Annotated in this window: 19 protein-coding genes; 13 read left to right on the top strand and 6 right to left on the bottom strand. The window is 62.5% G+C overall.

Annotated elements, in window-relative coordinates:
- Positions 1-89 precede the first annotated feature (89 nt).
- A complete protein-coding gene (locus tag M1B34_RS24965) occupies positions 90-509 on the top strand; it encodes a polyribonucleotide nucleotidyltransferase (RefSeq protein ID WP_123334732.1) in 420 nt (139 codons plus the stop codon).
- Positions 510-534: 25 nt separating this feature from the next.
- Entirely contained in the window at positions 535-1431 is an 897-nt protein-coding gene (locus M1B34_RS24960) for a cation diffusion facilitator family transporter (protein ID WP_123334730.1), read from the top strand.
- On the opposite strand, the gene M1B34_RS24955 is transcribed toward M1B34_RS24960, so the two are convergent.
- On the bottom strand, positions 1425-2573 hold the full coding sequence (locus M1B34_RS24955; RefSeq protein WP_268261960.1) for a DUF6515 family protein: 1149 nt from the start codon (positions 2571-2573) through the stop codon (positions 1425-1427). The genes M1B34_RS24960 and M1B34_RS24955 overlap by 7 nt on opposite strands.
- A gap of 413 nt (positions 2574-2986) precedes the next feature.
- Between M1B34_RS24955 and M1B34_RS24950 the strand changes: the two genes are divergently transcribed.
- On the top strand, positions 2987-3466 hold the full coding sequence (locus M1B34_RS24950; protein WP_123334727.1) for an Lrp/AsnC family transcriptional regulator: 480 nt from the start codon (positions 2987-2989) through the stop codon (positions 3464-3466).
- A 218-nt stretch (positions 3467-3684) separates the two neighbouring features.
- Positions 3685-3894, top strand: coding sequence for a DUF2788 domain-containing protein (locus tag M1B34_RS24945; RefSeq protein ID WP_003228500.1), 210 nt, complete (start codon positions 3685-3687; stop codon positions 3892-3894).
- Here M1B34_RS24945 and M1B34_RS24940 read toward each other — a convergent pair.
- The 4 genes from M1B34_RS24940 to M1B34_RS24925 form a co-directional block, all read right to left on the bottom strand.
- The gene (locus M1B34_RS24940) at positions 3889-4455 is read right to left on the bottom strand and encodes a pseudouridine synthase (protein ID WP_268266508.1); all 567 of its coding nucleotides are present in this window, start codon (positions 4453-4455) and stop codon (positions 3889-3891) included. The two genes, M1B34_RS24945 and M1B34_RS24940, sit on opposite strands and share 6 nt — an antisense overlap.
- Before the next feature lie 141 nt (positions 4456-4596).
- Positions 4597-6069, bottom strand: a complete 1473-nt coding sequence (gene amn, locus M1B34_RS24935; protein ID WP_185039325.1) for an AMP nucleosidase — start codon at positions 6067-6069, stop codon at positions 4597-4599.
- 98 nt (positions 6070-6167) lie between these two features.
- On the bottom strand, positions 6168-7817 hold the full coding sequence (locus tag M1B34_RS24930; protein WP_268266501.1) for an acyl-CoA dehydrogenase family protein: 1650 nt from the start codon (positions 7815-7817) through the stop codon (positions 6168-6170).
- A 75-nt stretch (positions 7818-7892) separates the two neighbouring features.
- A complete protein-coding gene (locus M1B34_RS24925) occupies positions 7893-10277 on the bottom strand; it encodes a hybrid sensor histidine kinase/response regulator (protein ID WP_268266500.1) in 2385 nt (794 codons plus the stop codon).
- 291 nt (positions 10278-10568) lie between these two features.
- Between M1B34_RS24925 and M1B34_RS24920 the strand changes: the two genes are divergently transcribed.
- From M1B34_RS24920 to M1B34_RS24905, 4 genes are all read left to right on the top strand, one after another.
- Positions 10569-11366 (top strand): hydroxymethylpyrimidine/phosphomethylpyrimidine kinase, encoded by a 798-nt coding sequence (locus M1B34_RS24920; RefSeq protein WP_123334717.1) that lies wholly within the window; start codon positions 10569-10571, stop codon positions 11364-11366.
- A gap of 18 nt (positions 11367-11384) precedes the next feature.
- Positions 11385-12008 (top strand): thiamine phosphate synthase, encoded by a 624-nt coding sequence (gene thiE / locus M1B34_RS24915; RefSeq protein WP_123334715.1) that lies wholly within the window; start codon positions 11385-11387, stop codon positions 12006-12008.
- A gap of 17 nt (positions 12009-12025) precedes the next feature.
- Positions 12026-13309 (top strand): glutamate-1-semialdehyde 2,1-aminomutase, encoded by a 1284-nt coding sequence (gene hemL / locus M1B34_RS24910; RefSeq protein ID WP_123334713.1) that lies wholly within the window; start codon positions 12026-12028, stop codon positions 13307-13309.
- A gap of 224 nt (positions 13310-13533) precedes the next feature.
- The gene (locus M1B34_RS24905) at positions 13534-14088 is read left to right on the top strand and encodes a tetratricopeptide repeat protein (RefSeq protein WP_123334711.1); all 555 of its coding nucleotides are present in this window, start codon (positions 13534-13536) and stop codon (positions 14086-14088) included.
- A 74-nt stretch (positions 14089-14162) separates the two neighbouring features.
- Here the strand turns inward: M1B34_RS24905 and M1B34_RS24900 are convergent, their stop codons facing one another.
- A complete protein-coding gene (locus M1B34_RS24900; protein ID WP_020295297.1) occupies positions 14163-14489 on the bottom strand; it encodes a DUF1820 family protein in 327 nt (108 codons plus the stop codon).
- Between the two features lie 135 nt (positions 14490-14624).
- On the opposite strand from M1B34_RS24900, the gene miaB reads away from it, so the two are divergent.
- The 5 genes from miaB (at position 14625) to lnt (ending at position 20014) form a co-directional block, all read left to right on the top strand.
- On the top strand, positions 14625-15956 hold the full coding sequence (gene miaB, locus M1B34_RS24895) for a tRNA (N6-isopentenyl adenosine(37)-C2)-methylthiotransferase MiaB (protein WP_185039337.1): 1332 nt from the start codon (positions 14625-14627) through the stop codon (positions 15954-15956).
- Between the two features lie 174 nt (positions 15957-16130).
- Positions 16131-17150 carry a PhoH family protein gene (locus M1B34_RS24890; RefSeq protein ID WP_123334707.1) on the top strand — a complete coding sequence of 340 codons (1020 nt, stop codon included), beginning with the start codon at positions 16131-16133 and terminating at the stop codon, positions 17148-17150.
- On the top strand, positions 17143-17601 hold the full coding sequence (gene ybeY, locus M1B34_RS24885; protein WP_268266499.1) for an rRNA maturation RNase YbeY: 459 nt from the start codon (positions 17143-17145) through the stop codon (positions 17599-17601). Before M1B34_RS24890 ends, ybeY begins: the two co-directional genes overlap by 8 nt.
- 41 nt (positions 17602-17642) lie before the next feature.
- A complete protein-coding gene (locus tag M1B34_RS24880) occupies positions 17643-18482 on the top strand; it encodes an HlyC/CorC family transporter (RefSeq protein WP_123334703.1) in 840 nt (279 codons plus the stop codon).
- 8 nt (positions 18483-18490) lie between these two features.
- Complete coding sequence (lnt, locus tag M1B34_RS24875; protein WP_268266498.1) at positions 18491-20014, top strand: apolipoprotein N-acyltransferase; 1524 nt, start codon at positions 18491-18493, stop codon at positions 20012-20014.
- Positions 20015-20161 lie beyond the last annotated feature (147 nt).

Raw genomic sequence — 20161 nt, 5'->3', positions numbered from 1 at the left:
CGGCGAACTGCCTGGCGTTAATCACGGTCTGACCTCAAACCGACAACGCTTTATCGACCTTTCATCACGTGCTTGCTCAGGAGATTTCCATGCGTATTCCCTTCCGTGTCATTGGTGGCGTCCTGGTCGCCAGCCTGCTGACCCAGGTCACGGCCTGCGGTTCGATCTTCTTCCCGGATCGGCGCGGCCAGATCGAAGGCAAGCTCGACCCGGTGGTGGTGGCCCTGGACGCCGTGGGCCTGCTGTTCTACGTGATTCCCGGGTTGATCGCCTTCGGCATCGACTTCGCCACCGGCGCGATCTACCTGGAGCCGGGCAAGACCGCACAGATCGCCCCGGAAAAACTCCAGCAAGCCATCGGCGCCGACGGCAAGGTCGACAACCGCAAGTTGCAGGCGATCCTCGAAAGCGAACTGGGCGGCAGCTTCCCCCTGGATGACCCACGTCTGATCCAGCACAAAGGCAGCGTGCAACAACTGGCGCTGTACGGCCTGAAACCTTCTGCCTGAATGCACCGCTGAAGGAACCTCGCGCATGAGCAGCAGCCCGGAACACGCCCGCCTGTTACGCCTGGCCACCCGGGCCTCGCTGGCGGTGGCGAGCATCCTGATCGTCAGCAAGGCCATCGCCTGGTGGCTAAGCGGCTCGGTCAGCCTGCTGGCCGGCCTGACCGACTCGCTACTGGATGGCGCGGCATCCTTTCTCAACCTGCTGGCAGTGCACTACGCCCTGCGCCCGGCCGATGACGACCACCGTTACGGCCACGGCAAGGCGGAATCCCTGTCGGGCATGGCCCAGGCCCTGTTCATTGCCGTCAGTGCAGTGCTGATTGCCTTCCAGGCCGTTGAACGCCTGAAAAACCCCGAGCCTCTCGGGGCGCCCTGGATCGGCATAGGCGTAATGCTGCTGTCACTGGCGCTGACCGTGGCGTTGCTGATGGTGCAGCACCGGGTGATCCGCGAAACCGGTTCCACCGCCGTGCGCGCCGACTCGCTGCACTACCGCTCCGATCTGCTGCTCAATGCCAGCATCCTGGTCGCACTGGTGCTGGCGAGCTTCGGCTGGCAACAACTGGACGCCTGGTTCGGTTTGGCGATTGCCGTCTACATCCTCTGGAGCGCCCTGCAGATTGCCCGCGAAAGCGTTGCCGTGTTGATGGATGAGGAACTGCCGCCAGACGTCAGCCAGCACATGCTGGAACTGGCCTGCAGTGTGCCCGGAGTGTTGGGGGCCCACGATTTGCGCACGCGCATTTCCGGCAATCACTGGTTCGTGCAACTGCACCTGGAATTGCCGGGGGAACTGAGCCTATCGGTGGCCCACAGCATCAGCGATCAAGCTGCCGACGCCATTCACACCGCCTACCCACGGGCCGAAGTGCTGGTGCACGCCGACCCGCAAGAAGTGGTTGAGGCCGCCCGGGCTCAGTAAGTGACCTGGTAGCCGCGCGAACTCAGGCAATTGCCCTGGGCCTGACGGTAGGTCTGCACCACTTGGGGCGCTGGCGGGTAGGTCATTGCCGCCGGGTCGAAGCCGCTTTGCTGCACTGCCCAGCGATAGCAATCGTAGCGATCCTGATCGACCTGTTGCGGGGGCTGGCCGTTGATGGGGTAGGCCACCACGTCATACCCGCTGTTGACCGGTTGCGGCTGCGCCACCGGCGGCTCGACCACTACATATTCTCGGGTATTGGCTTCGTAGGTGTAGTAGGCGCCGGCGGCGAGGAAGAACAGCGCGCTGCCGATCCATACTTCACGGGCATAGTCCGGCAGGTAGCCCACGCGGATCCCGTAGGGCGGCCGTACCACGACATAACGCGGACCCTGGGGCTGGTACCAATAGCCACCGGAGAAGAAATAGTCGCGCCCACGGTAAGGCACACGGAAGTTGCGATCCGGAAACCGATCGACCACGTAACCCGGCCGGTGTTGCGGGCCGGGGCCCCAACCATTGCCACGGCCATCCGGACGACCCGGCCAGCGCTGATCGTTGCTCGGACGCGCCCCCGGGCCGCCCGCTTGCCAATGCTGATTGCCGTCGTTGCGCCGTGGAATGTCCTGGTAGTAGCCCCGTTGCGGTTCCTGGGTCTGCCGAACGGTGTCGGGGCGCCCCTGGATCGGCAGGTTATTGCCCGGCTGCGACACTGGGCGGCCCTGGCCATTCGGGTCTTGCTGGGGGCGATCTTGCTGCTGACGGTTTTGCCACTGGCCACCGGCGTTCTGGCCGTTGTGTTCGAACTTCTGGCTGTTGTCGCCCCGAATGATTTCATTCTGTGGACGCGGCGCATTGTTCTGGGAACGGCCCTGCGCCGCCTCATTACGGCCCGGGTTCTGCTCACCGCGGCCCGGGTTGCCTTCCGGGCGACGCTGGCTGTTGTCAGGGCGCTGTTGATTGTTTTCCGCCCGCGGCTGGCTCGGTGCCGGACGCGCTTCGGGGCCACGCTGCCCCGCATTGTTATTACCGCCGTGGGGAGGCCGTTGCTGGCCCTCATCATGCTCTTCTGCCAGGAGCTGGGTCGTCACACTTGCACACAGCAAACCAACACCTGCCAAACGCCAGATGCGCGATTTCATGCTATTCCTCACTGCGGATGGGGGCCTGAACATAAGACTGGAAAAGCACAGGCGCGTTCGGCGACAGATTATCAGTCGCGCAACTTATTTCGCAGGCAATAAAAAAGGGCGACCCGTCGGCCGCCCCTTGAGATTTTGTCCGTGCTCGACGCTTTTGACGCCGGCTCACCTCACGCCGTCTTCTGGACAGTGTGTAGCCCGGGGGCCGACTCAACCCTGTGGGGTTGGCGACCGCGGCAGGCCTGATTCGGCGGGCCGCATTGGACTCTGTGTCCGGGCAGTGATTCTGGTGATAAGAATAGGCCTATGGGGCCGACAGCGGATTGCGAATATTGCTCAATAAAACACTACTTGCGCAATTTTTAACCCTAGATAGATAATCTGTCGCAATATTTAAGACAAAGGCCCGAACGATGAGCAAACTCGACCGCTACGACCTAAGTATTTTGGCGGAATTGCAACGCGACGCGCGCATCTCCAACCAGGAACTGGCCGAGCGCATCGGCCTGTCGCCGTCCCCCTGTTCGCGCCGGGTCAAGCAACTGGAAGACGACGGGTACATCAGCCGCCAGGTCGCACTGCTGGACCGCAAGATGCTCGGCCTGAGCCTGACCGCCTACGTGCTGATCGGCATGGATCGGCACACGCCGGAGCGTTTCGAGAACTTCGAAGCGGCGATCCGCAACCTGCCCCAGGTCCTGGAGTGCAGCCTGGTGACCGGGATGGACGCCGACTATCAGCTCAAGGTGCTGGTACCAGACATGGACCACTACCAAAAACTGCTGCTGGGCCACTTGACCCGCATCGAAGGCGTGACCAGCGTGCGCTCCAGTTTCGTGCTCAACCAAGTACTGAACAGCACGGAACTGCCCCTGACCCACCTGCGCAGCTGATCCTGACCACCTCCCCCTGTCGCCAGCTTGCCGGCGAAGAGGCCCTTCAGAGTGGCGTTGACCCGGTGGGCGCTATCGCTGGCGAGCCAGCGCCTCTATAAGCCGGGCACGACGTGTGGGCTGTGGCGACGTAACGCACGCAGATCAATGCTTGGCCAGTATCCCTTGGCGTATACTCGCCCCGCCTTTTTTTGCCCTGCCTGCGCTGGAGAAAGTCGATGGATCCTGCCGTATTCGAAGAATGGATGATGACCGGACTGGTCAGCATCCTGATCATTTTCATGGGTTTCATCGTCTGGGACCTGGCGAAGAAATCCAAAGCCGGGCGCTTTGGTTCCTTCATCCTGTTCTTCGTCCTTGGCCTCGGCGTGGCCGCCTTCATCATCAAGAGCGTGGTGATCGGCCTGATCGAGTCGGGCGCCCTATAGGCGCGCCGGCACTTCCTTCCACTGGCCCTGATCGAGCCCCTCAAGGGTCCAGTCACCGATGCGCACACGCACCAGACGCAGGGTCGGCAACCCCACCGCAGCGGTCATGCGCCGCACCTGACGGTTGCGCCCCTCGCGAATCACCAGTTCCAGCCAGTGGGTGGGCACACTCTTGCGAAAACGCACCGGCGGGTTGCGCGGCCACAGCTCGGGCTCATCGAGTTGACGCGCCTCAGCCGGCAAGGTCATGCCGTCATTCAACTCCACCCCCTCACGCAAGCGCTGCAACTGCTCGGCGCTGGGCTCACCCTCGACTTGCACCCAATAGGTCTTGGCCAGCTTGTGCTTGGGGTCGGCGATCCGCGCCTGCAGCTGGCCGTCATTGGTCAGCAGCAGCAAACCTTCGCTGTCCCGATCCAGGCGGCCTGCCGGGTAGATGCCGGGGATGGCGATGAAATCCTTGAGGGTCGCCCGCCCTTCACCGTCGCTGAACTGGGTCAGCACATCAAACGGCTTGTTGAACAGGATCAGCTTCGGCTCGGCCGGCGGCGCCTTGGCGATGCGGCGGGGAGCGGAGGAAGACGCAGGCTTCACGCCGGGGCGGCGAGAAGGGGGACGCGGAGGACGGGACATGGCGAAGGGAAATCTAACATTCAGGGCCACTTATCCTAGTGGCCCGAACGCCAAATAACCATCCCGCAATCAGCGGAACGGCGGTTCGTCGAAGCTGCGCAGTTTGCGCGAATGCAGGGAGTTGAGCTCGGTACGCAGCAGGTCTACCGCCTCGATACCGATCTTCAAGTGCTGGCTGACCGCACGCTCATAGAAGGCGTTAGCCGAACCCGGCAGCTTGATTTCACTGTGCAGCGGCTTGTCCGAGACACACAGCAAGGTGCCGTAAGGCACTCGCAGGCGATAGCCCTGGGCCGCGATGGTGCCGCTTTCCATGTCTACCGCCACGGCGCGCGACAAGTTGATCAGCGGCCGTTCCTGGGCCCAGCGCAGTTCCCAGTTACGGTCGTCGTAGGTCAACACGGTGCCGGTGCGCAAGCGCTTCTTCAGATCGTCGCCCTTCTCCCCGGTCACGTTCGCCGCCGCCTGTTGCAGGGCCATCTGCACCTCGGCCAGGGCCGGGATCGGGATGTTCGGCGGCACCACCCGATCGAGAATGCCGTCGCGGCGCATGTAGGCGTGAGCCAGTACATAGTCGCCAATGGTCTGCGACTGCCGCAGGCCGCCACAGTGACCGATCATCAGCCAGCAGTGCGGACGCAGCACCGCCAGGTGGTCGGTGATGTTCTTGGCATTGGACGGGCCGACGCCGATATTGACCAGGGTCACGCCGTGGCCGTCGCTGGCCTGCAGGTGATAGGCCGGCATCTGATAACGGTGCCAGACCACGCCGGCGGCGATGGCCGAGGCCTCACCGTGGTCCATGTTTTTCTCGATGATCACGTTGCCCGGCAGAACCATGCGCACAAAACGCGGGTCGCTGCGCAGTTGCTCCAGGCCATGGGTGATGAACTGATCGACGTAGCGGTGATAGTTGGTCAGCAGGATCCACGGCTGCACATGGCGCCAGTCACTGCCGGTGTAGTGCACCAGGCGCCGCAGAGAGAAATCCACCCGCGCCGCATCGAACAGTGCCAGCGGCAGTGGGTCGGTATTTTCCCAGTCGTACAGGCCATCGGCGATGCCGTCGGTGGCGGCCGACAGGTCAGTGCTAGGGAATACCCGGGCCAGCACGGCAGCGGTCACGCCGGAGCCGGCCAGTTCATCGCCCTGCTCCACCACGTAAGGGTAAGGAATGTTCTGCTCGCTGACGCCCACTTCCACGGTCACCGTGAAGTCGTGCATCAAGGGCACCAACTGCTCCAGCAGGTACTTACGAAACGCCGCGGGGTGAGTGACGGTTACGCTGTAGGTGCCCGGCAACTGCACCTTGGCATAGGCCCGGGTGGTCTGTGGGACTTCACCCTGGCAGAGGTAGGTCAGGCGCAACTCGGGGTAGCGAAACAGCGCGCGCTGCTCGGCATCCGGTTCCACCCGATCCTTGAGGTAGCGCTTGAGGGCCTGGCTCAGCGCCGTGGTGGCCCGCTCATGCAACGCGGCCAGCCGGTCCACGGCTTGCTCGGCGGTTTGAACGACAATAAAAGCTTCGGTCACGGTAAGCATCCTGTGTTCTGATCTTGCAGGCGTTCATCTTGCCTGCATCGCCGTCCCACGGAAACAGCGGATTCGCCGCAGGCGCCGGCAAATCGGCGCCCATCGGATCAGAACCCTTGCACGCTGGAGCGAGCGACAATCGCCGCCACCTCCACTCCTCGCGGCAGCCCACCGTAAACCCGCCCGGCCGCGCCCAGGCGGCTGGCGATAAAGCCATCGCTGACCGCGGCATTGCCGGCCTCCAGCAGCAACTTGGCCTGCAGGGCCAGGGCGATGTCTTCGGTCAGTTGGCGAGCGCGATACTGAATATCCCCGGTGTCCTTGAAGGCCGCCTTGAGCCCTTCGATGTGGCTGGCCAGACGCCGGTCACCGTGGCCATCCCCCAACTCGGCGAACAACGCATCGAGCACCCCCGACTCTTTTGACAGGGCACGCAGCACATCCAGGCACTGCACGTTGCCGGAGCCTTCCCAGGTCGAGTTGACCGGCGCTTCGCGGTACAGGCGCGGCAGAATGCTTTCCTCGACGTAACCGGCACCGCCCATGCATTCAGCCGCTTCGTTGATCATTGCCGGGGCACGCTTGCAGATCCAATACTTGCCCACCGCCGTCACCAGCCGGGCGAAACGGGCTTCCTGAGGATCATCCTGATGGTCCAGGGCGCGGCCCATGCGCAGGCTCAGGGCCAGCGCGGCTTCGCTTTCCAGGGCCAAGTCGGCTAGCACGTTCTGCATCAGCGGCTGTTCGCTGAGCAGTCGGCCGCCTACCGTGCGATGGGCGCAGTGATGGCTGGCCTGAGTCAGGGCCTGACGCATCAACGCACTGGAGCCAACCATGCAATCGAAACGGGTCATGGCGACCATTTCAATAATGGTCGGCACACCACGCCCCTCCTCCCCCAGCATCCACGCCAGAGCCCCGCGAAACTCCACTTCGCTGGAGGCGTTGGAGCAGTTGCCGAGCTTGTTCTTCAGGCGCTGGATGTAGAACTGATTACGGCTGTCGTCGGGGCGATGCCGGGGCAGCAAGAAACAGGTCAAGCCCTTGTCGGTCTGGGCCAAAGTAAGGAAGGCATCGCACATCGGCGCCGAGCAGAACCATTTATGGCCCACTAGCTCATAGGCCTGCCCCGGTCCGGCGGCGCCCACCGGATACGCCCGGGTGGTGTTGGCCCGCACATCGGTACCGCCCTGTTTCTCGGTCATGGCCATGCCGATGGTCACGCCTGCCTTGTGTGCCATGCCGACATTGCGCGGGTCGTATTCGGTGGCCAGTACCTTGGGCAACCACTGCCCAGCGATCTCGGGCTGCAACTGCAAGGCTGGCACACAGGCAAAGGTCATGGTCAGCGGGCAACCCGTTCCTGCCTCCGCCTGGCTATGCAGGTAGGTCATGGCCGCGCGAGCCACGTGGGCGCCGGATTGGGGGTGAGCCCAAGGCAGCGAGTGCAAACCATGCTCCACCGCCGTGCCCATCAACTGGTGGTAAGCCGGGTGGAACTCCACCAGGTCGAGGCGATGCCCATAGCGGTCGTGGCTGACAAACTCCGGCTTGTTTTGATTGGCCAGAAACCCCGCCGCCATCAAGGGACCGCCGGCGAGGGCACCGTAGGCATCGATCCGCGACTCGGCCCAGCCCGCGCCGAAACGCCGAGCCCACTCTTGCAGAGGCACGTCGATTCGGTAGAGGTTGGCGCCGTCCAGCGGTGGCGGCTGATTGGTGACTTCGTGGGTTTCAGCGAACTGATGGAAGTTCATCGCGGGGCTCCTTCAGGGTGTACCAAGACCCCAAGTTAAGCACCCACTCCCCGCTGAAAAAAGCGTCATAAACGCCTAAACCCCGGCGCTTTCACCCTGTTCCGAGCACAGCACTTGGGTGAACAGCACGGCCTGCAGCTCCTCGAATTTAACCGGCTTGGCCAGGCACTCAGCACCGCCATCGGCCTGGCTGCGCTCACCGCCCAGGGGCGTGGCCAGCGCCAGCAACACGGGCAACCCAGCGCACCCCGGCAGGGACCTGGCCTGGTTGCGGAAGGTCTGGGCCGCCAGCACCGACACCTGGCAATCCAGCAGCACCGCGTCCACTGGCTGCTCGCGCAACAGCTCCAGGGCGCCGCCCAATGCGTCAGCGGTGCGCACCCGATAACCGAGCTTGAGCAACATGCCCCGCACCACCAGTTGGTTGATGCTGTCGTCGTCCACCAGCAGCACCGTGCAGTCCTGGGGCGCCCGCCGGGATTGCGAGCGCGGAGCGCCAGAGGTCGGTAACAACGGCATCCATTCGCCACCCAGCTCGACTTCCAGGCGGAAGCAGCTGCCACGCCCTGGTTCGGACTCGTGGGTCAAATGCCCACCCAGCAACTCCACCAATTGCCGACAGATCGCCAGGCCCACACCGAGCCCGCCGTATTCGCGGGTCATCGAACCATCGAGTTGGAAAAAGCGCTGATACAGCGTCGCCTCGTCCAGACCGACAAAACCGATGCCGGTGTCGATCACCGCAAAGCACAGCGCCACCCGTCCCTGGCCCGCCGGCTTGGCACTGATACGCAACACCACACCGCCGACCCGCGTGAACTTGATCGCGTTGTCCAGCAGGCACTCCAGGCACTGATTGAGCTTGTTGCGATCGCCCTGCAAACGATCCGGCACTCCCTCGGCCAGGTCGACATCAAAGCCCAGGGACTTGGCAGCCGCATTGGCACAGAACTGCACCTGCAGCGCATCCAGCAGCCCGCGCAGGCTGAACCACTCAGACTGGGCACTAAGCTTGCCGGCCTGCAACTCGGTCAGGGTGAGGATGCCGTTGACCATGCGCATCATGTCCCGGGCCGAACCGGCAGCGGTCTGCTGGTACTGCTCCAGTTCGGGATCGAGGTCGAGGGTCTGCATCAATTCCAGGGAACCGATGACGCCGTTCATCGGCGTGCGCAACTCGTGGGTCAAGGTGGCCAGGAACTCGTCCTTGAGCCGATTGCTGTGGGCCAGTTGCTGGTTGAGCACTTCCAGCTTCTGCCCGGCGTCGAACAGGGTCTGGGCCTGCTGCTCGCGCATCGCGTTGATGCGATCGGCCAGGGCCAGGGACAACAGCGCCACCTCAATCGCCGAGCCGATCTGGCTGGCGTACATGGTCAGGAATACATTGGGCAGGTAGCCGAGCACCATCAAGGTGTTGACCACGCCACCAAACAGGAACGCCGACCAGGCAATGATGAAATACCGCGCCACCCGCAGCCCCCGGCACCAGGCGACGATGCCGGAAATAAAGATCACCACGGTGAAGATCAGCGCCAGGGCCGTGGCCAGGCGCAAGGCCAGGGCGTAGCTGGTCATCAGCGACAGGGCCATGACCAATGCACTGCAAGCCATCAACAGCAGCAACAGCCGATCGACCCAGGGGCTGTGGCTGGAGGTCTGCAGGAAGCGACGGGCGAATTGGCTGCCAAAGAACGACGCGGCGCCGATGAACAGCGGCGTCGCGGCATTGGCCCACCAGGGGTTGTTGGGCCAGAAATACTCGACGGCAGCGCCGTTGACCGAAAGCTGGTAGAGACCGAAGGAGGCAATGTAGACGATGTAATAGAGGTAGCTGGTGTCGCGCACGCTGAGGTAGATGAACAGGTTGTAGACCAGCATCCCCAGCAGCACGCCGTAAATCAGCCCCAGCACATACAGGCGCACTGGTTGCGCTTCGAGGTAGGCGGTGCTGGACCAGAGCGTCACCGGGGCCTGGATCGACCCTTCGCTGGCCAGGCGCAGGAACAGCGTCTGCTGCTGATAGGGGACAAAATTCAGGTTGAACAGGTAGTTGTTCTGGCGAATCTGCCGACTGTCGAAGGGCAAGGCGTCGCCGGTACGGCCAGCCAGGCGGAAACCGCCGGAAGGGTCGGGCACGTAAAGGTCAAGGTGGTCCAGCGGCGGATAAGCCAGCTCCAGCAGCCAGGAACGCTGTGCACTGGGGTTGCCGGGGCGGTACTCAAGGTCGATCTTCAGCCAGAACGCCGAGTGCGAGTAACCGGCGTTGAGGGTCGCCTGGTCATGGGGTTTGAAATGGCCGGCCAACGCCTGGGAACTGACCTCGGCGATGGTCGCCGTGCCGCCCACGTCTTCGTAGACCTGCATCACCCGGCCCAGGGGCAGGTTTTCAGTAAACTCGTCGAATTCGACTGCGCTGGCCAACATTGGCAAGCTCAACAGCAACATCAGCAAATAGCGCATAAAGCCCCAGCGTGGCCTGTCCGGTTGTGTCAGGAAGCCCCCCATTTCCTTTGAGTCGACGTAAAACCGGCATTACCTGTTATTGGTTTGGATCCACTCTAGCATAGCCGCTGATGGCCATTGAGCACCATTGAAAGTTTTAGTTTAAAGGCTCTAGAACAAGCGTTTCAGCGTCATCCATTGAGCTAGAGCGGCCGCGTCACTGAAGGTGATTATGCCCCTCGACCGACACCGTCCAATCGCGTGCCGACAGCCGCGAAAAAAAAACGTTTGGTGGTAAGCTCGCGCACCATGAATATCTATAGCTCTCGCCCCGTTGTCCTCTGTCTCTCCGGCCACGACCCAAGTGGTGGCGCCGGCTTGCAGGCAGATATCGAAGCCCTGCTCGCTCAGGGTTGCCATGCCGCTCCGGCAGTCACCGCCCTGACCGTGCAAGACACGGTCAACGTCAGCGATTTCCGCGTCCTGGATCGCGAGTGGGTATTGGCCCAGGCCAATGCCGTGCTCAACGATTCCGAGGTGGCAGCGGTCAAGCTGGGCATGCTCGGTTCTCTGGAAATGGTCGACACCGTGGTCGAGCTGCTCCAGGCCCATCCGCACCTGCCACTGGTCTGCGACCCGGTGCTGCGTGCCGGCGGCGGCGGTCGACTGGGCAAGGACGAGGTGGGTTACGCCATGCGCGAGCGCCTCCTGCCGCTGGCCACCATCGCCACACCGAACCTTCCGGAAGCACGCATCCTGGCCGAACTGCCCGAAGGCACTGCAGACCAGTGCGCTGAAAAACTCCTGCCGTTCGTCAAGCACTTGCTGATCACCGGCGGCCATGGCGACGAACATGAAGTGCACAATCGCCTCTACAGCCGCGATGGCCGTCGCGAAACCTACACCTGCCAACGCTTGCCAGGCAGCTATCACGGCTCCGGCTGCACCCTGGCCAGCGCCCTGGCCGGGCGCCTGGCACAAGGCGAGAACCTGGCCAGTGCCGTAAAGTCGGCCCTCGATTACACCTGGCGCACCCTGCGTGACGCCGAACAGCTGGGCAAAGGCCAGTTCGTGCCCCGCCGCCTGCCACTGGACTTCTGTTCGTAACACCATGAGGCCTGCTCGATGAAACTACGTGGTCTGTACGCCATTACCGACAGCCAACTGTTGGCCGGCAAGTTTCTGCAGTATGTGGAGGCGGCGCTGGAAGGCGGCGTGACGCTGCTGCAATACCGCGACAAGAGCACGGACGAAGCCCGTCGCCTGCGAGAAGCCGAAGCGCTGCACACCCTGTGCGAACGCTACAAGACCCGCTTGATCATCAATGACGATGCAGAACTGGCAGCCCGTATCGGCGCCGGCGTGCACCTGGGCCAGACCGACGGCCCGCTGACACCCGCACGAGCCCTGCTGGGCCGCACCGCCATCATCGGTTCCACGTGCCACGCGCAATTGTCCCTGGCCGAGCAGGCCGCCAAGGAAGGCGCGAGCTATGTCGCCTTCGGTCGCTTTTTCAATTCCAACACCAAGCCCGGAGCGCCGAGCGCCAGCCTTGAACTGCTGGACCAGGCCCGCGCCAGCCTGCACCTGCCGATCTGCGTGATTGGCGGCATCACCCTGGAAAACGCCGCGCCCCTGGTGGCCCATGGTGCCGACCTGCTGGCGGTGGTCCATGGTTTGTTCGGCGCCGAAAACGCCCAGGAAGTGACGCGCCGCGCCCGCGCCTTCAACGCCCTATTCAATAGCTGATGCCTGAGAGCCCGATCATGTCTCGTTCCGAAACCCTGTTTGCCAATGCCCAGAAACACATCCCCGGCGGCGTCAATTCGCCTGTGCGGGCGTTCAAGAGCGTTGGCGGCACGCCGTTGTTCTTCAAGCACGCCGAAGGCGCCTACGTCACCGATGAAGACGACAAGCGCTACGTCGACTACGTCGGTTCCTGGGGCCCGATGATCCTCGGCCACAGCCACCCTGACGTGCTGGACGCAGTACGCAAACAGCTGGAACATGGCCTGTCCTATGGCGCACCGACCGCCATGGAAACTGAAATGGCCGACCTGGTCTGCTCGATCGTGCCGTCCATGGAAATGGTGCGCATGGTCAGCTCCGGCACCGAGGCCACCATGAGCGCCATTCGCCTGGCCCGCGGTTTCACCGGTCGCGACAGCATCATCAAATTCGAAGGCTGCTACCACGGTCACTCCGACAGCCTGCTGGTCAAAGCCGGCTCTGGCGCGCTGACCCAGGGTGTTCCCAGCTCCGCCGGGGTTCCTGCAGCGTTCGCCAAACACACCCTGACCCTGCCGTTCAACGACATCGATGCGGTGGAGAAGATGCTCGGTGAAGTCGGCCAGGAAGTGGCCTGTATCATCGTCGAGCCCGTGGCCGGCAACATGAACTGTGTGCCGCCCGCACCGGGCTTCCTCGACGGCCTGCGCCGCCTGTGCGACCAACATGGCGTGGTGCTGATTTTCGACGAAGTGATGACGGGTTTCCGCGTCGCCCTGGGTGGCGCCCAGGCGTACTACGGCGTGACCCCGGACCTGAGCACCTTCGGCAAGATCATCGGCGGCGGCATGCCGGTGGGCTGCTTCGGCGGCAAGCGCAAGATCATGGAGCACATCGCGCCGCTGGGCCCGGTCTACCAGGCCGGCACCCTGTCGGGTAACCCGCTGGCCATGGCCGCTGGCCTGACCACCCTGCGCCTGATCAGTCGCCCAGGCTTCCACGACGAGTTGAGCGACTACACCAGCCGCCTGCTCGCCGGCCTGCAGGAACGCGCCGATGCCGCGGGCATTCCCTTCGTCACCACCCAGGCCGGGGGCATGTTCGGCCTGTACTTCAGCGGCGCCGACGACATCGTCACCTTCGACGATGTGATGGCCAGCGATGCCAACCTGTTCAAGCGCTTCTTCCACCTGATGCTCGAAGGCGGCGTGTACCTGGCGCCAAGCGCCTTTGAGGCGGGCTTCACCTCGATTGCCCATGGCGACGCCGAGCTGCAATTGACACTGGACGCTGCCGAGCGCGCGTTCGCCGCCCTGAAATAACGGCCTGGCCACTGGCGCCGGCCCTGGTCGGCGTCAGCTATAACCTTCTCATTCGAACTTTTTCTGCCCGAGCAGCGCCAAATCCCCGGAAAGCGGCGGATATAGCGCCCACGCAGCAGAAAAACGAGTAAAGACTTTGTAAGGTTGGCCCTGCTTATTTCATAATGCGCGCTTATTGGATCCCTCGATGGGTCCACGCGCCCTTCAGAGGTAAGTCGATTCCCATGAACCGCACCGGCCGCGCCCTTGCACTGGGCTGCCTGTTGCTCCTTCAGCCCCTGCTCGCGCACGCACAAGCAGGCGGCAACTCGTTGTTGATCCCAGCGATGGGCCGTTGCACCCTCAATACTCAGCCACAAGATCAGGCAGAGGCCTTGGCCGCCTGCCAGAAAGCGTCTGATGAAGGGGATGCACAAGCGCAATACGAGTTGGGCGAGTTCTACTACGAAGGCAAAACCACCGAGCGCGATCTCAATCAGGCCTTGAGCTATTTCGAGAAAGCGTCGCTGCAGGGTCACGCCCAGGCGCAGTTCAAGCTCGGCACCATGTTCTTCCACGGTGAAGGCGTTCCGGCCAATAACGTCCAGGCTTATATCGTGCTGAAGATGGCGGCGGTCAATGGCGCCGAAGACGCGCTGGATACGGCCGACGAGGTCGCCGAACACATGCAGCGTGATGAATTGGAAGTCGCTACCCAGGTACTGGGGCAGATCTTCCGCAAATACCTGATGGAGTTGCAGAGCGCCGATGGGCGTTCGCCCTTCTCACCCCTGCCTTAGATTGCAGCACCCCTGACGCCAAAGCCGGCAAGCCCACTCCTGCATCAAAGACCGGAGCGCTTGCCCTTGGCTGCCTATTTTTCAGGCATCGGCATCGGGAATGGCATGACGTTGCTCATGCCCCGGGCTTCGCTGATCTTCGGCGTACCCAGGCGCTCGACTTCATCGATGCGCACTATCGAATGCATCGGCACAAAACTGCGTACCACGCCTTCGAACTGGGCCTTGAGCTTCTCTTCGCTCGGGTCGACGACCACCTGCGTGCGCTCGCCGAAGACGAACTCTTCCACTTCCAGGAAACCCCACAGATCGCTTTGATAGATCTGCTTGGCGTACATTTCGAACACCTGGCCCTGGTTGAGAAAAATCACCTTGTAGATTGGAGCTTCACGTTTGGTCATGGTGGGCGGGTAACACATCGCGGGATATAAAAGAGGGCGCGAACTATAGCATAGCTACCCGATGCGCAACGCTAGGAACCTGCGGACATGGACTCTATAATGCGCGGTTCTTTGAATCACGTGATGACCCCGTCCATGGCCAAGAAGCTATATATCGAAACCCACGGTTGCCAGATGAACGAGTACGACAGCTCTCGTATGGTGGATCTGCTGGGTGAGCATCAGGCCTTGGAAGTGACTGCTCGCGCCGAAGATGCCGACGTCATTCTGCTCAATACCTGCTCCATCCGTGAGCGCGCCCAGGACCGGGTGTACTCCCAACTGGGCCGTTGGCGCGAGCTGAAGCTGGCCAACCCGGAAATGGTCATCGCCGTCGGTGGCTGCGTGGCCAGCCAGGAAGGCGCCGCCATCCGCGACCGGGCGCCCTACGTGGACGTGGTCTTTGGCCCACAAACCCTGCACCGCCTGCCGGAAATGATTGATGCCGCACGCGCCACCAAGCTGCCGCAAGTCGACGTCTCATTCCCGGAAATCGAAAAGTTCGACCACCTGCCCGAACCCCGTATCGACGGCCCCAGCGCCTACGTCTCGGTCATGGAAGGCTGCAGCAAGTACTGCACCTTCTGCGTGGTGCCCTACACCCGCGGTGAAGAGGTCAGCCGCCCGTTCGATGACGTGATCGCCGAGATCATTCACCTGGCAGAAAACGGCGTCCGCGAGGTCACCTTGCTGGGGCAGAACGTCAACGGCTACCGCGGCCTGACCCACGACGGGCGCTTGGCGGACCTGGCGGAACTGATCCGCGTGGTCGCGGCCGTCGACGGCATCGAGCGTATTCGCTACACCACATCGCACCCGCTGGAGTTCTCCGACAGCCTGATCCAGGCCCACGCCGAGGTCCCGGAGCTGGTGAAACACCTGCACTTGCCGGTGCAGTCGGGCTCGGACCGGATTCTCGCGGCCATGAAACGCAACCACACCGTCCTGGAGTACAAATCCAAGTTGCGCAAACTGCGCGCGGCGGTGCCGGGCATCTGCATCAGTTCGGACTTTATCGTCGGCTTCCCGGGGGAAACCGAGAAAGACTTCCAGCAGACCATGAAACTGATCGAGGACGTGGGCATGGATTTCTCCTACTCCTTCGTCTACAGCCAGCGCCCGGGCACTCCGGCCGCCGACCTGGCGGACGACACCCCGGAAGCGCTGAAGAAAGAGCGCCTCAATGCACTGCAGCACCGCCTGAACCAGCAAGGTTTCGAAATCAGCCGACAAATGGTCGGCACCATCCAGCGCATCCTGGTCACGGATTACTCGAAGAAAGACCCGGGCGAACTGCAAGGGCGGACCGAGAACAACCGCATCGTCAACTTCCGTTGCGACACCCCAACGCTGATTGGCCAGTTCGCCGATGTGCATATCGACGCGGCGCAACCCCATTCCTTGCGTGGCTCGTTGCTGTTGCAGTGACCTGAAGGGGCCAGCGGGCTGACGATGGCGTCCATGAGAACGCCCGCTCCGGCCCGCTGGCGCCGACAGAAAATGCGCGGAAAGACATTGCTTCGTATAAGAGCTTTCGCACCCAGGCCACTGGCGTTATTCTTCAATTCACTTTCATTGCCGTCGGGCGGCTAATAAACGACCTTGAACGCACCCATAGAACCTCATCGTTTCATCCTCGAGCCCTTTGAGGCTCGCCGCTTCGCCAATCTGTGCGGGCAATTCGACGAGCATTTGCGCTTGATCGAACAGCGCCTGGCCATCGAAATCCGCAACCGCGGCAATCAATTCGAACTGATTGGCGACCCCAAACACACCACCTCCGCGGAAACCCTTCTGCGCCGTCTGTATCGGGAAACCAAAGCCACCGAGCTGTCGCCGGAGCTGGTGCACCTGTACCTGCAGGAATCCGCCGTGGAAGAACTGGAAAACCCGTCGGTGGCCGACGCCGCCGTCGCCTTGCGTACCAAAAAAGGCATGATTCGCCCCCGCGGCTTGAATCAGCAGCGCTACGTCAAGGAAATCCTCGGCAACGACATCAACTTCGGCATCGGCCCGGCCGGTACCGGCAAGACCTACCTGGCCGTGGCCTGCGCGGTGGATGCCCTGGAGCGTGAGCAGGTGCGACGCATCCTGCTGGTGCGCCCGGCAGTGGAAGCTGGCGAGAAACTCGGTTTCCTGCCCGGCGACCTGGCACAGAAGATCGACCCTTACCTGCGCCCGCTGTATGACGCGCTCTACGAGATGCTGGGCTTCGAGTACGTGGCCAAGCTCATCGAGCGCCAGGTGATCGAGATCGCCCCGCTGGCTTACATGCGCGGCCGCACCTTGAACAACAGCTTTATCATCCTCGACGAAAGCCAGAACACCACCGTCGAACAGATGAAGATGTTCCTGACCCGGATCGGCTTCGGCTCCACGGCGGTGATCACGGGTGACATCACCCAGGTCGACCTGCCCAAGGGCACCAAGTCCGGCCTGGCCCAGGTGATCAACGTACTCAAGGATGTGCCGGGCATCAGCTTCACCCATTTCATGCCCAAGGACGTGGTACGCCACCCGTTGGTGCAGCGCATCGTCGAAGCCTACGAGCGCTTCGAGCATCGTGCGGACGAAGAGGCAGCCCAGGCTGTTTCGGAACGAGGCAACCGCCGCGATGCTTGAGCTCGATCTGCAACTGGCCAGCGAACAGCCGGCCCCCAGCGAAGCCCAGTTCCGCCAATGGTGCGAACTGGCCCTGCGCCAGCGCAGCGCCGACTCCGAGCTGACCATCCGCCTGGTAGACGAGCCGGAAGGCCGCGAGCTCAACCACACCTGGCGCCAGAAAGACTATGCCACCAACGTGCTGTCCTTCCCAGCCGATGTGCCGGACGAGCTGCTGGACATCCCACTGCTTGGCGACCTGGTGATCTGCATCCCGGTGGTGGCGCGCGAGGCGGCGGAACAAGGCAAGGAACTCCAGGCCCATTGGGCCCATCTAGTCATTCACGGCTGCTTGCATCTGCTGGGTTACGACCATATAGATGACGACGAAGCCGAAGAAATGGAAGCACTGGAACGAACGTTGCTTGCAGAGTTGGGTCATCCGGACCCTTATGCAGACGACGAAACCTAAGAACACTCACCTGTAACAACCAAGGATTTAGAGTAATCGCTATGAGCGAAGATCGATCGAGCAACGGGCAAAAGTCATGGCTGGGCAAACTGACCCAGGCTTTTGCCCATGAGCCGAAAAACCGCCAGGAGCTTCTTGAGCTGCTGCGTGAAGCCCATCAGAACAAATTGCTGGACAGCGAGGCGCTGGCCATCGTCGAAGGCGCCATCCAGGTGGCTGACCTGCAAGTGCGCGACATCATGGTCCCGCGCTCGCAGATGATCAGCATCAAGGCGACCCAGACACCCCGGGAGTTCCTTCCCGCCGTCATCGACTCCGCGCACTCGCGCTACCCGGTGATCGGCGAAAGCCACGACGACGTGATGGGCGTCCTCCTGGCCAAGGACCTGTTGCCGCTGATCCTCAAGGAGAACGGCGACAGCTTCAATGTCAAGGACCTGCTGCGGCCGGCGACCTTCGTGCCCGAGTCCAAGCGCCTGAACGTGCTGCTTCGTGAGTTCCGCGCCAACCACAACCACATGGCCATCGTCATCGACGAATACGGCGGCGTTGCTGGCCTGGTGACCATTGAAGACGTGCTGGAACAGATTGTCGGCGACATCGAAGACGAGCACGACGTCGAGGAAGACAGCTACATCAAGCCACTGCCCAGCGGTGACTTCCTGATCAAGGCCCTGACCCCGATCGAAAACTTCAACGAGTTCTTCGACAGCGAGTTTTCCGACGACGAGTTCGACACCGTTGGCGGGCTGGTGATGAGCGCGTTCGGGCATTTGCCCAAGCGCAATGAAATCACTGAAATCGGCGCCTACCGCTTCCGCATCCTCAATGCCGACAGCCGTCGAATTCACCTGCTGCGCCTGACGCCTATCTCTCGCTAAGGATCCACATGTCGCGCTTAACCCGCCCCGGCTGGCCCGGTAACCTGCTAGCCGTGGCGGCTGGCGCAATCACCACCCTGGCCCTGGCGCCCTACAACATCTGGCCCCTGGCCTTGTTGGCGGTGGGCTTCTTCTATGCCGGCCTGCGCGAGCTCACACCCCGCCAGGCGCTAGGTCGCGGCTGGTGTTTCGGTTTCGGCCTGTTCGGCGCGGGCACCAGTTGGATCTACGTCAGCATCCACACCTACGGCGGCGCCTCGGCGCTGCTGGCTGGTTTGCTGATGCTGGCGTTTATCGCCGCCATTGCCTGGTTCTTCGCCCTGCCCGCCTGGCTCTGGGCCCGCTGGTTGCGGCGCAACGAAGCGCCCCTGGCCGACGCCCTGGCATTCGCTGCCCTGTGGGTCGGCCAAGAGGCATTCCGCGGCTGGTTCCTGACCGGGTTCCCCTGGCTGTACTCGGGCTACAGCCAGCTCGACGGCCCCCTGGCCGGGCTCGCTCCGCTGGGCGGAATGTGGCTGATTTCCTTCTCCCTGGCCCTGACCGCTGCCCTGCTGTACAACCTGCCACGTCTATTCAAGGCCGGGCGCAAAGCCTTTATCGTCGCGGGCGCCCTGTTGCTCGCCGCTCCATGGGTCATCGGCCTGGCCCTTAAAGGCCACGCCTGGACCAGCCCCTCAGGCGAGCCCCTGTCCGTTGCCGCCATCCAGGGCAACATCGAACAGAGCATGAAATGGGACCCGGCCCAGCTCAACGCACAACTGGCGCTGTACCGCGACATGAGCTTCAGCTCCAAGCGCGTGGACCTGCTGATCTGGCCTGAAACCGCGGTACCGGTGCTCAAGGAATCGGCGGAAGGCTACCTGAACATGATGGGCAACTTCGCGTCTGACCGGCATTCCGCGCTGATCACCGGCGTACCGATTCGCCAGGAAGTACGTCATGAAAAACGCTACTTCAACGGCATCACCGTGGTCGGCGAAGGCGACGGCACCTACCTCAAGCAAAAGCTGGTGCCCTTTGGCGAATACGTGCCTTTGCAGGACCTGCTACGCGGCCTGATCGACTTCTTCAACCTGCCCATGTCCGATTTCGCTCGGGGCCCAAGCGATCAGGCGCTGCTGCAGGCCAAGGGCTATCAGATTGCGCCATTCATCTGCTACGAAGTGGTGTATCCGGAGTTCGCCGCCAGCCTGTCGGCACGCAGCGACCTGCTGCTGACCATCAGCAACGACACCTGGTTCGGTACGTCCATCGGCCCTTTGCAGCACTTGCAGATGGCCCAGATGCGCGCCCTGGAAGCCGGTCGCTGGATGATCCGCGCCACCAACAACGGCGTGACCGGGCTGATCGATCCGTTCGGCAAGATCACTGTGCAGATTCCACAGTTCGAACGCGGCATTCTCTACGGCGAAGTGGTGCCCATGCACAACCTCACGCCATACCTGCAATGGCGCTCCTGGCCGCTGATCATTCTCTGCGGCCTGCTGTTTGGCTGGGCGCTGCTGGCCAGCCGGATGGCCAAGACCGTCTGAGGCAACGATCGGCAGGCCCGGCACTTCAGCTCAAGGTGCCCGGCCTGCCTGAGATCCGCCGTTAAAACAATCAGCGATAGAACAATTTGTAGCCGACCTGGCCCAACCCGCCTCGTTTCAGCAACTCGACCACTCTGCCAAGAATCG

Origin of the sequence: Pseudomonas morbosilactucae (genome assembly GCF_023241715.1) — a bacterium.
GTDB lineage: Bacteria > Pseudomonadota > Gammaproteobacteria > Pseudomonadales > Pseudomonadaceae > Aquipseudomonas > Aquipseudomonas morbosilactucae.
Note: the sequence above shows the minus strand (reverse complement) of the source record. Positions and strands in the feature narration are given on the sequence as shown.

Excerpts from the sequence above, each read along its gene's own strand:
- M1B34_RS24965 (WP_123334732.1), top strand. The coding sequence starts at position 90 with ATGCGTATTCCCTTCCGTGTCATTGGTGGCGTCCTGGTCGCCAGCCTG.
- M1B34_RS24960 (WP_123334730.1), top strand. The coding sequence starts at position 535 with ATGAGCAGCAGCCCGGAACACGCCCGCCTGTTACGCCTGGCCACCCGG.
- M1B34_RS24955 (WP_268261960.1), bottom strand. The coding sequence starts at position 2,573 with ATGAAATCGCGCATCTGGCGTTTGGCAGGTGTTGGTTTGCTGTGTGCA.
- M1B34_RS24950 (WP_123334727.1), top strand. The coding sequence starts at position 2,987 with ATGAGCAAACTCGACCGCTACGACCTAAGTATTTTGGCGGAATTGCAA.
- M1B34_RS24945 (WP_003228500.1), top strand. The coding sequence starts at position 3,685 with ATGGATCCTGCCGTATTCGAAGAATGGATGATGACCGGACTGGTCAGC.
- amn (WP_185039325.1), bottom strand. The coding sequence starts at position 6,069 with ATGCTTACCGTGACCGAAGCTTTTATTGTCGTTCAAACCGCCGAGCAA.
- M1B34_RS24930 (WP_268266501.1), bottom strand. The coding sequence starts at position 7,817 with ATGAACTTCCATCAGTTCGCTGAAACCCACGAAGTCACCAATCAGCCG.
- M1B34_RS24925 (WP_268266500.1), bottom strand. The coding sequence starts at position 10,277 with ATGCGCTATTTGCTGATGTTGCTGTTGAGCTTGCCAATGTTGGCCAGC.
- M1B34_RS24920 (WP_123334717.1), top strand. The coding sequence starts at position 10,569 with ATGAATATCTATAGCTCTCGCCCCGTTGTCCTCTGTCTCTCCGGCCAC.
- thiE (WP_123334715.1), top strand. The coding sequence starts at position 11,385 with ATGAAACTACGTGGTCTGTACGCCATTACCGACAGCCAACTGTTGGCC.
- hemL (WP_123334713.1), top strand. The coding sequence starts at position 12,026 with ATGTCTCGTTCCGAAACCCTGTTTGCCAATGCCCAGAAACACATCCCC.
- M1B34_RS24905 (WP_123334711.1), top strand. The coding sequence starts at position 13,534 with ATGAACCGCACCGGCCGCGCCCTTGCACTGGGCTGCCTGTTGCTCCTT.
- M1B34_RS24900 (WP_020295297.1), bottom strand. The coding sequence starts at position 14,489 with ATGACCAAACGTGAAGCTCCAATCTACAAGGTGATTTTTCTCAACCAG.
- miaB (WP_185039337.1), top strand. The coding sequence starts at position 14,625 with ATGGCCAAGAAGCTATATATCGAAACCCACGGTTGCCAGATGAACGAG.
- ybeY (WP_268266499.1), top strand. The coding sequence starts at position 17,143 with ATGCTTGAGCTCGATCTGCAACTGGCCAGCGAACAGCCGGCCCCCAGC.
- M1B34_RS24880 (WP_123334703.1), top strand. The coding sequence starts at position 17,643 with ATGAGCGAAGATCGATCGAGCAACGGGCAAAAGTCATGGCTGGGCAAA.
- lnt (WP_268266498.1), top strand. The coding sequence starts at position 18,491 with ATGTCGCGCTTAACCCGCCCCGGCTGGCCCGGTAACCTGCTAGCCGTG.